Raw genomic sequence first — 15,375 nt, 5'->3', positions numbered from 1 at the left:
GTTACAATCCTTTTAGATACGACAAATACTGTTGAACAAATCATGGTATTCATTACCTATTATTGAAGATAACACATTCAAGCTAACTGTGTTGACTCGGCACTGAAAATCGGATGAAGGCTCCCAGTTCTGGGCTTAACCTTTGATAAAAAGGGCTTACAAACCAATAAATAGGCCTGCATCGGGATTAAAATCTGGACAAGCCCCCCGCATCTATTAGAATGTGCCACCTTCGCGCAACGTGAGCCTAGCTTCAAATAGGCGGGCCCGCGCGGACAGCAACATTTAACCCAGAGTGAATTCATGGAACAACCTTTCGTCCCTAAAAGTTCATACAGCAGAGAAGAACTCATCGAATGCGGTCACGGCCGCCTGTTTGGTCCAGGCCGAGCCCGCTTGCCAATCCCCAATATGCTGATGCTTGACCGCATTACCCATATCAGCTCCGAGGGTGGTGAATTTGGCAAGGGCGAAATCATAGCCGAGTTGGATATTACCCCCGATCTTTGGTTTTTTGAGTGCCACTTCCCCGGTGATCCGGTTATGCCTGGCTGTTTGGGCCTGGATGCCATGTGGCAGCTGGTCGGCTTTTACCTGGGCTGGCGCGGCAACCCTGGCCGGGGCCGAGCCCTTGGCGCAGGCGAGGTCAAATTTACCGGTCAAATCTTACCGACCGCCAAAAAAGTCACCTACCATATTCAATTAAAGCGGGTTATTGAACGCCAGCTGGTGATGGGTATCGCAAACGGTAGCGTCGCGGTTGATGGCAAACCTATCTATTCTGCTCTCGACTTGCGAGTAGGACTGTTCACCGACACCAGCAAATTTTAATAGGCTACAATTTAGCCACTAAAGTTGCTTGTGAGATAATACGAAGCTAATTTTTAATTACATTCTTGATTACATCATCCTGTGCGGGTGATGGATGGGGTAGCTTATGAGACGCGTTGTAGTTACCGGAATGGGCATAGTCTCCTGCATTGGTAACGATATCGACACAGTATTACAATCTTTGCGAGACGGTCGATCCGGCATCAAATTTAAAGAAGAGTACAAGGAGCTGGGCTTTCGCAGCCACATTGCCGGCAGTATCGACCTGGATCTAAAAGAACTCATCGATCGCAAGATTCTTCGCTTTATGGGCAGCGCCGCTGCTTACGCCTATCTCTCTATGAGTCAGGCCATTGCCGACGCCGGCCTTCCTGATGAGCTAGTCTCCAACGAGCGTACCGGCATCATCATGGGCTCCGGCGGCGCCTCCTCCCGCGACCAAGTGGAATCTGCCGATATTCTGCGCAGCAAGGGCATCAAGCGCATTGGCCCCTACCGAGTGACCCAAACCATGGGCAGCACCACCTCCGCCTGCCTGGCCACCCCCTTTAAAATCCGCGGCGTCAACTACTCCATCTCTTCCGCCTGCGCCACCAGCGCCCACTGCATTGGCAATGCGGCTGAACTTATTCAGCTGGGTAAGCAGGACATCATCTTTGCCGGCGGCGGCGAAGAGGAACACTGGACGCTCTCCTGTATGTTCGACGCCATGGGCGCCCTCTCCACCGCCTATAATGACCGCCCAGCCGAAGCGTCACGCGCCTACGACGCCAATCGCGATGGTTTTGTCATTGCCGGCGGCGGTGGCTGCCTGGTACTGGAAGAGCTGGAACATGCCCTTGCTCGCGGCGCGAAAATCTATGGTGAACTGGTGGGCTACGGCGCCACCTCCGATGGCTATGACATGGTTGCCCCTTCTGGTGAAGGCGCCGTGCGCTGCATGCGCCAGGCTCTGGCCACCACAGAGGGCAAAATCGACTATATCAACGCCCACGGCACCTCGACACCAGCTGGAGATATCCAGGAACTGGGCGCAGTGCGCACCACCTTCCCTGAAGACTGTCCACCGATCAGCTCAACCAAATCGTTAACCGGTCACTCCCTGGGTGCTACCGGTGTGCAGGAAGCGATTTACAGCCTATTGATGATGAAGCACGATTTTATTTCAGCTTCGGCCAATATTGAGCAGTTAGACGACGGCGCCGCAGGGTTACCCATCGTGCGCGAGCGGATTGACAATATCCGCCTCAATCGTGTGATGTCCAACAGCTTCGGCTTTGGCGGCACCAACGCAACCCTGATCTTTCAGCGCTACGAATAGAGAACAGGCAGCGGCTATCTATCCCCAGTCGCTGCCTGTTATTCACTCAGCTTCAGTTCAGCTAACCACTCCTACACTGGCCCTATGCTCTCTAACCCACAGAGGAGACCGAGCGATGGCCAGATTCAATACCCAGCAATTTGCCTCTTATGCACTCGTGCTGTTAGCACTGTTTTATGTGGGCAACAGCAGCGCCGACATACAGCGCACCAATGACACCAAACGCTCCAATAACACGGTTAATCAGGCCCAGGACAACAAGCGTTCTGCCTTCCAGGACAACGGTGTTATCGTGCGCCACCCCAGTAACAGCTCTCACAACCGCGACAACAATCGCAATGACAGCCATAACAATGATCGCCAGAGTAATTACCGGGATGACCGGCGCGACAACCAAACCAACTACTACCGCGATGATCGACGCGACAGCAATCACAACAACTGGCGTGATGACCGGCGCGACGACCACCGCGACAGCCGCACCATAGAGATCAACCACTACCACTACAGCCAGCCTGGCTACCGCATTCAGAGGCTGCCGGTGGGCGTGCGTCGGCTCTACTACCAGCCTTACCCACTCTACTTCTACGCCGGCACCTATTATCGCCCCTATTCGGGCGGCTTTATGGTGATCTCTGCGCCCCTGGGCGTACGAGTGGGTCACCTGCCAGTGGGATACATCAGCTTCACCATTGGCTCCAACATCTACTACCGAGCCAACAACGTCTACTACCGGCAATACAATGACGACTACATCGTGGTCGCCAACCCCTACCAGGACTCCTCCACCAGCCAACCGGATTCGGTGCCGATTGCCAGCACCTACAGCACTGGCGACTGGATGGTCTACCCCAACTTAGGGCAGAGCGATGATCAACTCGAACTTGACCGCTACCAATGCCACCGCTGGGCCAGGGAGCAGACCGGTTACGACCCCTCGCAACCCAACCAGGATAACCAGTTACGCGGCGCCTACTACCGCGCCCAAGCCGCCTGCCTGGAAGGGCGCGGCTACGTAGTTCGCTAGCTCAGGTAATGAGGTAAGCATGATGAAAAGATTATTACTCACAGCACTATTGGCCAGTGGCGCAGCCCAGTTGATCAGCGGCGCAGCCCAAGCCGATTCGATTGCCGATACCCTCTTCGTCTATCCGGCGGCAGGCCAGTCACAACAGCAACTGGAGTTGGACCGCTACCAGTGCTATCGCTGGGCGGTGGACCAGAGCGGAGTCGACCCCAACCAGATACAAGCACCCACCCGAGGGCCAGTAATCGTTGCCAATGAGAAACGGGGCAGCACCGCCAAAGGCACCCTGATCGGCACCCTCGCCGGCGCTCTGATTGGCAACGCTATTGATGATCACACCTACAGCACCGTCAACGGCGCCATTGTTGGCGCCACTCTAGGCAATGTGATTGGGGCGGAAAATGAGCGGGCAGGCTACGCCGATGCACAACGCCGGGCCGACTTGGAAGCCCAAAAGATGGCCCAGGCGAACAACAGCTACCAGAGCGGCAAAGCGGCTTACAACCGTGCGTTTACCGCCTGCATGGTGGGACGCTCTTACAGCGTCAGGTGATTACTGGGTGTTTACTTCAGAATCCAACAACATGGGATGGTGGCTAAACCACAAACCCAGCTCCTGGCCAAGTGCCTGCTTCCAGGTGCGCGGCTGAATACCAAAACACTCCATTAAGCGGCGGTATCCTAAAGCAGCGCTCACAGGCTCGGTATCGCTGCCAGAGGTATCCTTGAGCCCGCCAGTGACTGTGCATTTCGCAGCTACCCGCCGCTCCACCTCGGCGGCAAACTCCTCCTCGGTACAGACATTACCCGAACTGTAGTGGAACAGCCCCCAATTTTCAGCACCGCAGGAGATCTGCTTGGCCATCGCCGACAAGACCCGCACCACCTCGGAGTGTCCCACCGGCGAACCCCGGCGTTCGCCCACAATGGCCGCCGAATCACCTGCCAGCAGTGGATTGATGATTTTGGTCAACAGGTTCTCCCCCTGCCAGCCAATCACCCAACTCAGGCGCAAAATAATATGCCGCGGCAGGGTCGCCACCAGCTTTTCACAGGCGAGGTAGAGCTCACCGCACTCATCTCTGGGGAGAGGCTCGTCGGTCTCCACAAAGCCTGACTTCACACCGCTGAAAACACGGTAACTGGAGAGCTGGATAAACGCCACCTCGCGCTCACGGCACGCCTCCACCAGCACCCGGGTTGGCTCGGTAAGGTGTGCAGCCGAGGCCAAACGACCATCATCACTCCAGCCCAAGGTGTTAATAATAATGTGCGGATTAACGCGGTCGAGTGCCGCTGAGACAGTCTCTGGCTGCAACCACTCGCCAGCCTGCAAATTGAGATGCGTCAGGGAGAGGAACCCAGCCTGATCAAACCCTGCCCCTACCGCCTTGGCCATAGCGCTATTTTGATCGGTTAACAAAACGGTGTGGGACAAGCTATTTACCTGGGTAAACCATCAAGTCTAGGAGTCAGGGGCACTCAGCACCCGGCACAGGCATGCGCCGGTTTCGAGGACCGCGTCAATTAAAACGGAATGTCATCATCAAAGGAGTCGAACCCGGGAGGTTGCTGTGCGGGAGCCGATGGCGCAGAGGGTGCCGACGGCGCAGAGGGCGAGCCACCACCATAACCACCAGGCGCCTGCGCCATACGGCCACCAGCCTGACCGGCGGCGGCTTCAGTGCGCCCGCCCAGCATCTGCATCTCGCTGGCAACAATCTCTGTGGTGTAGCGATCCTGGCCGCCCTGGTCCTGCCATTTACGGGTGCGCAAAGAGCCTTCGACATAGACTTGCGAGCCCTTGCGCAGGTACTCACCGGCAATTTCGGCCAGGCGATTGAAGAAGACCACCCGGTGCCACTCGGTGCGCTCCTGGGGCTGCCCGGTCTGCTTGTCTTTCCAGCTTTCACTGGTGGCGATACTGATATTGGTCACGGCGCCGCCGCTTGGCAAATAGCGGGTTTCTGGGTCCTGGCCGCAGTTACCCACTAAAATCACCTTGTTAATGCCTCGCGCCATGATGCTCTCCTAAATCTGTACAGTATTATCGTTTGGCCCGATGCCGAATCCCGGCAGGCCCGGGTCCCGAAAAAGGCCGAAACCCGACACTCTACCGAAACCCCTAGAGCAATCCAAGTTCTTGCAGCTTGGTTTTCTGAAAATGGTCGCTATCAACCCGCAGAGAGGCCGCGGAAAGCTCCTGCAGGTAGGTCACCTCAACCACACCGTCGAGCGCCCGTAAGCGCGTTTCCACCTGCTCAAACGCCTGCCCATTGAGAGTGACCAGCACCTGATTCAAGGGCTTCGGAACCACCATCGACCAGCCCCAGCACAACCACAGCAGCGCCATAGCAGCACCCAACCAGAATATCCAGTAGCTGTTCAGATGCTGCAGCAGAAAACCGCCCACAGCCCCGCCTGTAAACGCCCCCAGAAACTGGCAGGTAGAGTAGATACCAGAGGCCGCGCCCTTGGTACCAATTGGCGCCAGCTTGCTCATCAGTGACGGCAGGGTCGCCTCGAGCAGGTTAAACGCCCAAAAGAAGACCAGTAGGAAAGCGAGTGTCAGCAGTAAACTGTGCGGCTCGCTGGAGAGCAGCAGCAGGCTCACCGCCAAACTGGCGACAGCGATAAGGAAAACGGATTTCATTTTACGGCGTTTTTCCGCCAGGATGATCATCGGCACCATCGCCACAAAGGCGATTACCATAATCGGCAGATAGACCAGCCAGTGCCGCTCCACCGGCAGTTGCAAACGCTCCACAAAGACAGTGGGCAGTGCCACAAACAGCGCGGTCATCAGCATGTGCAGCACAAAGACACCGGCGTCCACCCGCAACAGCTGGCCATTGCTCAGTACCGAGCGCATGCGCGCCGGTAGGGACTCCCCCCCAGAAGCCACCGGGTGCGGTCTGGGAGAGGGCACGACAACCAGCGCCACCACCACCCCCAGCAGTGCCAGCAGTGCGGTCAGCCAGAAAATACCGGAAAGCCCCCAGGCAGAGGCAATCAACGGCCCAATAACCAGGGAGAGCGCAAAAGCGACACCGATGGAGGCACCGATTGAGGCCATGGCCTTGGTGCGGTTGGCCTCACTGGTGAGATCGGTCAACAACGCCATAATGGCCGCCGCAATAGCACCGGCGCCCTGCAGGGCTCGGCCAACAATCAACCAGTGCACACTGTCGGCGGTAGCGGCGGTAACACTGCCCAGGGCAAATACCAGCAACCCACCTACGATAACCGGTTTGCGGCCGATAAAATCGGAAAGCAGGCCCAACGGCAGCTGCAGTACTGCCTGACTCAGGCCATAGACACCCAGCGCCAAGCCCAACAGTGCCGGCGTGGCGCCTTCATAGCTGGCGCCCAGCACAACGAGCACCGGCAGGACCATAAATAGCCCCAGCATGCGGACGATATAGAGTGATGCGAGAGAGACAACCGCTCGGCGTTCTAACTTGGGATCTGAATACACGTAGCCAACAACAAATTTTAGAGTCTTAAACAGGGCGCTATTCTAATCGCCCCCCAACATGCAAGCCAGCGCCTTTCGCCTCCCGCCGATCAATCGTTCAAAATCAGCAACTACTGGCCAGCCAGCTCAACACCGTTTGATCGACCAATACCGATGTATTTAATTCCCCACTCCTCCAGCTGGTAGGGATTGTAAATATTGCGACCATCAACAATCAGTGGTGTTTTGAGATGACTCTTGATCATTTCAAAGTCGGGTGCCCAGAAATTTTTCCATTCGGTACAGATGATCAGTGCGTCGGCATCCAACAGACACGCCTCTTTGGTACCCATCAGCTGTAGATCCTCGCGCTGCCCGTAGATTCGCTGGGTCTCCTGCATAGCTTCGGGGTCAAAGGCTTTCACCCGGGCACCCGCCGCCCACAGTGACTCCATCAGCACGCGGCTGGAAGCCTCTCGCATATCATCGGTATTGGGTTTAAAGGCCAAACCCCAAAGTGCAAAAGTCTTGCCAGCCAACTGACCATCGAACTCGCCACTGAGTTTGGCAAACAGGCGGTTTTTCTGGTTCTGGTTGGTACTCTCCACCGCCTGCAGCAGATCGGCTTGGTAACCCACCTGCTGAGCCGTGGCCACCAGTGCTTTGACATCCTTGGGAAAACAGGAGCCGCCGTAACCACAGCCGGGGTAGATAAAGTGGTAACCGATACGGGGGTCAGAACCGATACCAGTGCGCACACGCTCGATATCGGCGCCGACATATTCAGAGATATTGGCAATTTCGTTAATAAAGCTGATTTTGGTGGCCAACATGGCGTTGGCCGCGTATTTGGTCAGCTCCGCCGAGCGCACATCCATAAACATCAAGCGGTCGTGGTTACGGTTGAAGGGCGCATAGAGCTCGCGCATCGCCGACTCCACCGCCGCTGAGGAGGTACCGACAATAATCCGGTCGGGCTTCATAAAATCAGCTACTGCGGCCCCCTCTTTGAGAAACTCGGGGTTGGATGCCACATGGAACGGAAGAGAGCTGTTACGTGCCGCCAGCCGCAGGGCAACGGCCGCCGCCACCTTATCGGAGGTGCCCACCGGTACCGTGGATTTGGTAACGATGATGGTTTCGCGGGTCATGTGCTCGGCAATCGTGTCGGCCACCTTCAGCACATAGCTCAAATCGGCTGAGCCATTCTCATCCGGCGGAGTGCCCACCGCAATGAAAATTACCCGACCATGCGCCACCGCCGCCTTGGCGTCGGTGGTGAAGTTGAGATGACCAACCTCGTAATTACTGGTGACCACGGCCTCCAGACCCGGCTCGAAGATAGGAATCTGCCCCTGTTTGAGGGCGTCGACCTTAGCGGCATCAACATCCACACACACCACATTGTGGCCAACCTCAGCCAAACAGGCGCCGGTCACCAGGCCGACATAGCCAGTGCCAAAAACCGTAACTCTCATCGTTGCATTCGTACCTTACTATTGGCTTCGAAGGGGTCGCCAGCGACAGATCACAGTGCAACCCCTCGGGGAAAACCGCCGATTATCCAATAAAAGTGTGACAAATTATATCCATCATTGGCCTAAATTCCGGCAGCCCGGCTGCCGAAAGCCCGCGAGCGGAAAGTCGCGGGGGATAAGCTCACAGCTCTTAAGGTCTTTCTGACGGCTACGTCACAAATTCCAGTTTTTGTCACCTTAAGCCAAGAGAGCCAATTAACTTGTCAGTCAAGAGCGCTATGATGCGAAGCCGCTTGAGTCACCAGCGCCAGGGTAGAGCTCACCTCCCATAACAAAATCTGAGCTCTGACGCCCAATTGCAGCAAGCTGCGATTTCGCTACCCAGATCGAATGTGAAACACAAACTGCTTTTTGCAATCCAGACTGACATTGAAACCCAGACTGACACTGAAACCCAGAATAGGGACATTCGCCGATGACGACACTAAGCCAACACTCGCCCTACCCCAGCACCAGCAGTAAACCCCAATTAGTGAAAGAGCCCGAATCACCTGAGCATCCAGTGCTACTGATCAGTGCCGAATCCAGCTTCTCCAGTCAGCTACTCAGTGGCCTGATTGCCAAGGATCTCTCCTGCAGCTGCAGACGGTTAACTCCCCAAACCGCCATCGCGCAGTCGGTGGAACTGGCATTGATCGATTGTCATGGCCTGGGCGTGAAAGAGATCGCCCTCTGGCTGCAGGAGAACATCCACCAGCTCCAGTACGCCGCCCTCATTCATGTACCGCACAATAAAAACTATGAACGGCTGATTGAGTGGCCCAAGGTGAATGGCCTCTTCTACGACGATGCACGGGAAGCACAACTGTTGCAGGGAGTTCGGCGGGTTCTGGTCGGAGAACTGTGGTTACCGCGGCGGCTGCTCACCAACCACTTGGAGAACTGCCGCGCCACCCACCCACTGCAGGCCCATACACAACTTACCCGCAGAGAGACGGAGATACTGCGACTGATGAAAAGCGGTGTCACCAATGCCGAAATCGGCGAGAAGCTGGGTTTAAGTGCCCATACGGTGAAGAGCCACCTCTATAACGCCTACCGTAAAATAGGCGCCAATAATCGCATGGATGCCGGCAACTGGGCGCGCGCCAATGTCGACTAACGACAGAGGACGCGCAGCCGCCCTGGGCTAACCGGCGCGCTTGAGCAGGGATTTCAAAAACCGGCCGGTGTGAGAGGCTTTCACCTTGGCAATCTGCTCGGGGGTGCCGGTGGCGATAATCTGGCCACCGCCGCTACCGCCTTCCGGCCCCAAATCGACAATCCAGTCTGCGGTTTTAATCACATCCAAATTGTGTTCGATCACCACCACGGTATTGCCGTGGTCACGCAGCCGGTGCAGAACGGAGAGTAGCAGCTCGATATCCTGAAAATGGAGGCCGGTGGTCGGCTCATCCAGAATATAGAGCGTGCTGCCGGTATCCCGCTTGGAGAGCTCGCGCGATAACTTCACCCGCTGGGCCTCACCTCCGGAGAGAGTCGTGGCGGGCTGCCCCAAGCGGATGTAACTCAACCCAACATCCATCAGGGTTTGCAGCTTCTTGGCTACCGCCGGAATTGCATCAAAAAATTCACGTGCATCCTCCACCGTTAGCTCAAGCACCTCCTGAATGCTTTTGCCCTTGTACTTAATCTCCAACGTCTCGCGATTGTAGCGTTTGCCGTGGCATACATCGCAGGGTACGTAGATATCGGGCAGAAAGTGCATCTCCACCTTGACCACGCCATCCCCCTGGCAGGCTTCACAGCGACCACCCTTGACGTTAAAACTGAAACGCCCGGCTTGGTAGCCCCGGGAACGGGCCTCCTGGGTACCGGCAAACAACTCACGAATGGGGGTAAAAATACCGGTGTAGGTGGCCGGGTTGGAACGGGGTGTCCGACCAATCGGGCTCTGGTCGATATCGACACATTTGTCGAGGTGGTTCAAACCCGAAACCGATTTATGAGGTGCCGGCTTAAGGGTACTGGCACCATTCAACGCGGTGGCGGCAATGGGAAAGAGGGTACTGTTGATCAGCGTCGACTTGCCCGAGCCGGATACCCCGGTGACACAGGTCATTAGGCCTAGAGGTATCTCCAGGTCGACCTCCCGCAGGTTATTACCAGTGGCCCCCTGCAGAGTCAGCAGTTTTTTGGGGTCGAACGCCCGTCGTTTGGCAGGCACAGCGATGGAGCGCACACCCGACAAATACTGCCCGGTGGCGGAAGTTGGGTTAGCCATCACCTCTTCCGGTGAGCCCTGTGCCACCACTTCACCGCCGTGCACCCCGGCACCCGGGCCTATATCGATCACATAATCGGCCTGGCGGATAGCATCTTCATCGTGCTCCACCACGATCACGGTGTTGCCCAGGTCGCGCAGGTGAATCAAGGTATTCAGCAGCCGTTCGTTATCGCGCTGATGCAGGCCAATGGAGGGCTCATCCAAAATGTACATCACCCCCACCAGGCCGGCGCCAATCTGGCTGGCCAGACGAATCCGCTGGGCCTCACCGCCGGAGAGGGTCTCTGCGCTGCGACTGAGCGTTAAATAGTTGAGCCCCACATCCACCAAAAAGCGCAATCGGTCGCGCAGCTCTTTTTGAATCTTCTCGGCAATTTGACCTTTGGCGCCGGTGAGTTTGAGCGCGCAGAAATATTCATAGGCCTCGGCTACCGGTAACTCGGTAATCTCCGGCAGGGTTTGATCATCGATAAAGACATTGCGGGCATCTTTGCGCAGCCGAGTTCCGCCACAGTCGGGGCACTTTTGGCTGCTCATGTACTTCACCAACTCTTCGCGCACCATGGACGATTCGGTGTCGCGATAGCGCCGCTCCATATTGGGCACCACCCCTTCAAAGGCGTGACTGCGGGCAATGGTATCACCGCGGTCATTCACATAGCTGAAGTTGATCTTCTCGCCCTTGGAGCCGTACAGAATGGCTTCGCGGTGCTTTTTGGCGAGCTTTTTCCAGGGTTTATCGATGTCGAAACCGTAGTGTTCCGCCAGCGACATCAGCATGTGGAAGTAGTAGATGTTGCGCTTGTCCCAGCCGCGAATGGCCCCCTCAGACAACGAGGCTTCGGCAAACTGCACCACCTTGTCCTCATCAAAATAGGACTTAACGCCCAGGCCATCACAGGCCGGGCAGGCACCGGCGGGGTTATTAAAGGAAAACAGGCGCGGCTCCAGCTCCGACAGCGCATAATCACAGATGGGGCAGGCGTGTTTGGCGGAGAAGGTGCGCTCCTCAGTCTGGCCGTCCATATCGGCGATAAGGGCCGAGCCATCACTCAGCGCCAGCGCCGTTTCAAATGACTCGGCCAAACGCAGCTGCAGGTCATCACGCACCTTAAAGCGGTCGACCACCACCTCAATCGTATGTTTTTTGCGTTTATCGAGGGTGGGCAGGTCATCGAGGTCGACCACCAGCCCATCGATGCGTACGCGGATGAAACCATCCCGCTTCAGACTCTCAAAAACATGCAGGTGCTCACCCTTGCGCTCGCGAATTACCGGCGCCAGCAGCATCAGGCGACTGCCTTCGGGCATGGCCAGCACCTGGTCGACCATTTCGCTGATGGTCTGCGCGCTGAGCGGCTCGCCGTGTTCCGGGCAGCGGGGCTCGCCCACCCGGGCAAAGAGCAGGCGCAGATAGTCGTAGATTTCGGTGATGGTACCCACCGTGGAGCGCGGGTTGTGCGAGGTGGACTTCTGCTCAATGGAGATGGCCGGGCTCAACCCCTCAACGTGGTCGACGTCGGGCTTCTCCATCATCGACAAAAACTGGCGGGCGTAGGTCGACAGCGACTCCACGTAGCGCCGCTGCCCTTCAGCATAGAGGGTATCGAAGGCAAGCGATGATTTACCCGACCCCGATAAACCGGTGATGACTATTAATTTATCGCGGGGGATATCCAGATCGATGTTTTTTAAGTTGTGCGTTCGCGCGCCGCGAACAAGAATTTTGTCCACTCAATTCCTACTGTTTACTGCAGCCTAATAAGAGGGTTGTTGGGTATGGGTTTAGGAAAGATAAGGCCAAGCCACTAGGCTCGACCGTAGAGATCTTTGAAGCGCACAATATCATCCTCGCCCAGGTAGCTGCCCGACTGTACTTCAATCAGCTCCAGAGGGATAGAACCCGGGTTTTTTAACTGGTGTTTTTGGCCAATGGGGATGTAGGTGGACTGGTTTTCGGTGAGCATGATCTCCTTTTCACCATTGACCACCAGCGCTGTACCGGAAACCACCACCCAGTGCTCGGCCCGGTGATGATGCAGCTGCAACGATAACTCAGCACCCGGGCGAACCACAATGCGTTTCACCTGGAAGCGGTCACCAAAATCGATGGAGTCGTAGTAGCCCCAGGGGCGGTAAACCTTGCGATGACTGGTCGCCTCGGAACGCCCCTGGCTTTTCAGCTCACCGACAATCGCTTTCACATCCTGCACATGGGCCTTACTGGCCACCATAATGGCGTCGTCGGTATCGACGATAACCAAGTCTTCCACACCCACCGTGGCAATCAGTTTGCCATCGGCCTGCACGTAACAGTTACTGGTTTCGTAAGTTAATACATCCCCCTTCAGGGAGTTGCCGTGTTTGTCTTTGCTGGAGACATCCCACAACGCCGACCAGGAGCCCAAATCACTCCACTCAGCGGCCAGCGGCACTACAACAGCGCGGTCGGTTTTTTCCATTACCGCGTAATCGATGGAGTCCTCCGGGCAGCGGCCGAAAATCTCGGCATCAATGCGAGTAAAATCGAGATCGTGGCTGGCCTGCTCGAACGCTTCACGGCAGCAGGCCAACATTTCAGGATTAAATTTCTCCAGCTCTTCCAGGTAGCGCGAAGGTTTGAAGACGAACATGCCACTGTTCCAGTAGTAGTCACCAGTACTGATGTAGCGCTCGGCCACTTCGGCATTGGGCTTCTCAACAAACTGCATCACCTGGTAGACCTCACCCAGGTCGTTGGCAACGGCGCTGCTGCGCTGGATATAGCCATAACCGGTTTCAGGCGCGGTTGGCACCACACCAAAAGTGACCAACGCACCGGCTTCGGCCTGGGCAACGGCAATGCGAATGGACTGGTGAAATTGGGGTAGCTTTTGAATGGCGTGGTCGGCGGGCAGCACCAACATGACCGAGTCGTCACCTTTGGCTTGAATGGCCAGGGCCGCTAAGGCGATGGCCGGTGCGGTGTTGCGCCCCACGGGCTCCAAGATAATACCGGCCGCCGGGCGCTCACAAACGCGCAGCTGCTCGGCCACCATAAACCGATGATCTTCGTTACAGATAACCCAGGGAGGTGAAACCGATTCCAAACCGTCCAACCGTAATGCCGTCTCTTGCAGCATGGTCGACTCAGAGGTGAGCGGTAGAAACTGCTTGGGGTATTGCGCTCGAGAGTAGGGCCACAGACGGGTACCGGAACCGCCAGATAAAATCACAGGTATCATTCGCTCTCCTTAAAAACATCCTTTACGCTGGCGGACTTCACTATAACCGGCCAAGCGAGCAAGTTTACAAATCCATCTTTGATAACACCAGCGGTTGGGCCCAAGCGCGTCATCCGTAGCAACATTGCTTCTTAAACAACAGTTGTTAGACTACGCCGAAGACGCTTGCTGTAAAGCCACGTACACTGAACTCTACACTGATGCGGCCAACCAAGGCCAGACCGAAATTTAAGTATAGGAATAGGATATGGAAGTTATCAAAACCAAACTCAAGGATGTGGTAATTATTGAGCCCAAGGTGTTCGGTGATGAGCGCGGTTTTTTTCTGGAGACCTATCAACAGGAGCGCTATCGCGAACAGGCCGGCATTGAGCTGCCCTTTGTCCAGGATAACCATTCGCGCTCAGGCAAGGGCGTATTGCGCGGCCTCCATTTTCAGGTGAGCCGGCCCCAGGGCAAACTGGTGCGAGTGGTACGTGGTGAAGTCTACGACGTAGCGGTCGACATCAACCCCAACTCCCCCACCTACGGCCAGTACGAAGGGGTGATTCTCAGCGAAACCAACAAGCGGCAGTTCTGGGTACCACCGGGTTACGCCCACGGTTTTCTGGTACTGAGCGAGGTGGCGGACTTTGAGTACAAATGCACCGACTACTACGACCCGAGCGATGAGGGCGGTATTATCTGGAACGACCCCATGGTCAACATCGACTGGCCATTAACCGACCCCAAACTCTCCGCTAAAGATGCCGTTCTGCCCACATTGGCGGAACTGAACGCCCCCGCCCAATAAGCCCCACTCAACATTCAGGTTACAGACCAAGGAAGCCATTGTGAAAATCTTAGTTTTTGGCCATCGCGGGCAGGTTGGTAGCGATCTCTATCAACAACTGCTCGACAGCCACCATGAAGTCATTGGCGTGGATAGAAGCCAGGTCGACTTTGGCCAACCAGCAGCGGTTGCCGCCGCCATTGCAACCCACCAACCCGAGCTGGTGATTAACGCCTGTGCCTACACCGCCGTCGACAAAGCCGAGACAGAACAAATCATCGCCGATGCCGTCAACCATTTGGGCGTCGCCGCCATGGCCGAGGCATGCCAAGCGCTCAACATTCCCACCATCCACCTCTCTACCGACTACGTCTACGCCGGCGATGCCACCAGCCCCTACCGGGAGGATGCCGCCACCGCGCCACTGGGCAGCTATGGCAAAACCAAGTTGGCCGGCGACCAAGCCCTGGCGGAGAAAAACCCCCAGCACATCATCCTTAGAACCAGCTGGGTATTTGGCGAGCAGGGCAACAATTTCGTCAAAACCATGTTGCGCCTGGGCGAGAGCCGCGACGAGCTCTCGGTGGTGGCCGACCAGCAGGGTAAACCTACCTACGCCGGAGACATAGTCACCGCCATTCTGGCGTTTGTGCAGGCCTACGAGCAGGCCCGCACCCTGCCCTGGGGGGTCTACCACTGCGCCAGCGAGGGTGAGACCACCTGGCACGCGTTCGCCCTGGCGATATTTCAAAGCGCCCTTGACTGCGGCCTGCTACCGCGCTCACCCACAGTTCACGCCATCCCCACCAGCGGCTACCCGACACCAGCGCCACGCCCCACCTACTCGGTGCTCAATACCGATAAACTCACCCAGTTTCTCGGCCACCCCCTTCCCCACTGGCAGGTCGGGCTCAACAAGCTGCTCAGCCACCTAAAAGCAGAAGCCTAAAATGAGGCCGGGTGTCGGCTAGGACACCC

General features: G+C 56.5%; 13 protein-coding genes. 7 read left to right on the top strand and 6 right to left on the bottom strand.

Going from position 1 to position 15,375, the window contains the following annotated elements:
• Window positions 1-303: 303 nt before the first annotated feature.
• The 4 genes from fabA to SBL51_RS20735 all read left to right on the top strand — a co-directional run bounded on the left by fabA (window position 304) and on the right by SBL51_RS20735 (window position 3,732).
• Window positions 304-831 carry a bifunctional 3-hydroxydecanoyl-ACP dehydratase/trans-2-decenoyl-ACP isomerase gene (gene fabA / locus SBL51_RS20750; RefSeq protein ID WP_317933073.1) on the top strand — a complete coding sequence of 176 codons (528 nt, stop codon included), beginning with the start codon at window positions 304-306 and terminating at the stop codon, window positions 829-831.
• A gap of 106 nt (window positions 832-937) precedes the next feature.
• Complete coding sequence (gene fabB, locus SBL51_RS20745; RefSeq protein ID WP_317933072.1) at window positions 938-2,152, top strand: beta-ketoacyl-ACP synthase I; 1,215 nt, start codon at window positions 938-940, stop codon at window positions 2,150-2,152.
• Window positions 2,153-2,267: 115 nt separating this feature from the next.
• Complete coding sequence (locus SBL51_RS20740; RefSeq protein WP_317933071.1) at window positions 2,268-3,179, top strand: DUF6515 family protein; 912 nt, start codon at window positions 2,268-2,270, stop codon at window positions 3,177-3,179.
• Window positions 3,180-3,198: 19 nt separating this feature from the next.
• The gene (locus SBL51_RS20735) at window positions 3,199-3,732 is read left to right on the top strand and encodes a glycine zipper 2TM domain-containing protein (protein ID WP_317933070.1); all 534 of its coding nucleotides are present in this window, start codon (window positions 3,199-3,201) and stop codon (window positions 3,730-3,732) included.
• Here the strand turns inward: SBL51_RS20735 and SBL51_RS20730 are convergent, their stop codons facing one another.
• From SBL51_RS20730 to SBL51_RS20715, 4 genes are all read right to left on the bottom strand, one after another.
• Window positions 3,733-4,617 carry a sugar nucleotide-binding protein gene (locus SBL51_RS20730; RefSeq protein WP_317933068.1) on the bottom strand — a complete coding sequence of 295 codons (885 nt, stop codon included), beginning with the start codon at window positions 4,615-4,617 and terminating at the stop codon, window positions 3,733-3,735.
• Window positions 4,618-4,706: 89 nt separating this feature from the next.
• Window positions 4,707-5,201 (bottom strand): single-stranded DNA-binding protein, encoded by a 495-nt coding sequence (ssb, locus tag SBL51_RS20725; protein ID WP_411860508.1) that lies wholly within the window; start codon window positions 5,199-5,201, stop codon window positions 4,707-4,709.
• Window positions 5,202-5,304: 103 nt separating this feature from the next.
• Window positions 5,305-6,657, bottom strand: coding sequence for an MFS transporter (locus SBL51_RS20720; RefSeq protein ID WP_317933066.1), 1,353 nt, complete (start codon window positions 6,655-6,657; stop codon window positions 5,305-5,307).
• Window positions 6,658-6,767: 110 nt separating this feature from the next.
• Entirely contained in the window at window positions 6,768-8,114 is a 1,347-nt protein-coding gene (locus SBL51_RS20715; RefSeq protein WP_317933064.1) for a UDP-glucose/GDP-mannose dehydrogenase family protein, read from the bottom strand.
• 475 nt (window positions 8,115-8,589) lie between these two features.
• Between SBL51_RS20715 and SBL51_RS20710 the strand changes: the two genes are divergently transcribed.
• Window positions 8,590-9,276: a LuxR C-terminal-related transcriptional regulator gene (locus SBL51_RS20710; protein ID WP_317933063.1), complete on the top strand. Its 687-nt coding sequence runs from the start codon at window positions 8,590-8,592 to the stop codon at window positions 9,274-9,276.
• Between the two features lie 27 nt (window positions 9,277-9,303).
• Here the strand turns inward: SBL51_RS20710 and uvrA are convergent, their stop codons facing one another.
• Window positions 9,304-12,135: an excinuclease ABC subunit UvrA gene (uvrA, locus tag SBL51_RS20705; RefSeq protein ID WP_317933062.1), complete on the bottom strand. Its 2,832-nt coding sequence runs from the start codon at window positions 12,133-12,135 to the stop codon at window positions 9,304-9,306.
• A 74-nt stretch (window positions 12,136-12,209) separates the two neighbouring features.
• Entirely contained in the window at window positions 12,210-13,625 is a 1,416-nt protein-coding gene (locus SBL51_RS20700) for a mannose-1-phosphate guanylyltransferase/mannose-6-phosphate isomerase (RefSeq protein WP_317933061.1), read from the bottom strand.
• Window positions 13,626-13,872: 247 nt separating this feature from the next.
• On the opposite strand from SBL51_RS20700, the gene rfbC reads away from it, so the two are divergent.
• Together rfbC and rfbD are read left to right on the top strand one after the other, a co-directional pair.
• Window positions 13,873-14,418 carry a dTDP-4-dehydrorhamnose 3,5-epimerase gene (rfbC, locus tag SBL51_RS20695; RefSeq protein WP_317933060.1) on the top strand — a complete coding sequence of 182 codons (546 nt, stop codon included), beginning with the start codon at window positions 13,873-13,875 and terminating at the stop codon, window positions 14,416-14,418.
• Window positions 14,419-14,458: 40 nt separating this feature from the next.
• Window positions 14,459-15,346, top strand: coding sequence for a dTDP-4-dehydrorhamnose reductase (gene rfbD / locus SBL51_RS20690; protein ID WP_317933059.1), 888 nt, complete (start codon window positions 14,459-14,461; stop codon window positions 15,344-15,346).
• Window positions 15,347-15,375: the final 29 nt, after the last annotated feature.

The organism is Halioxenophilus sp. WMMB6, from assembly GCF_033283405.1.
GTDB lineage: Bacteria > Pseudomonadota > Gammaproteobacteria > Pseudomonadales > Cellvibrionaceae > Halioxenophilus.
Note: the sequence above shows the minus strand (reverse complement) of the source record. Positions and strands in the feature narration are given on the sequence as shown.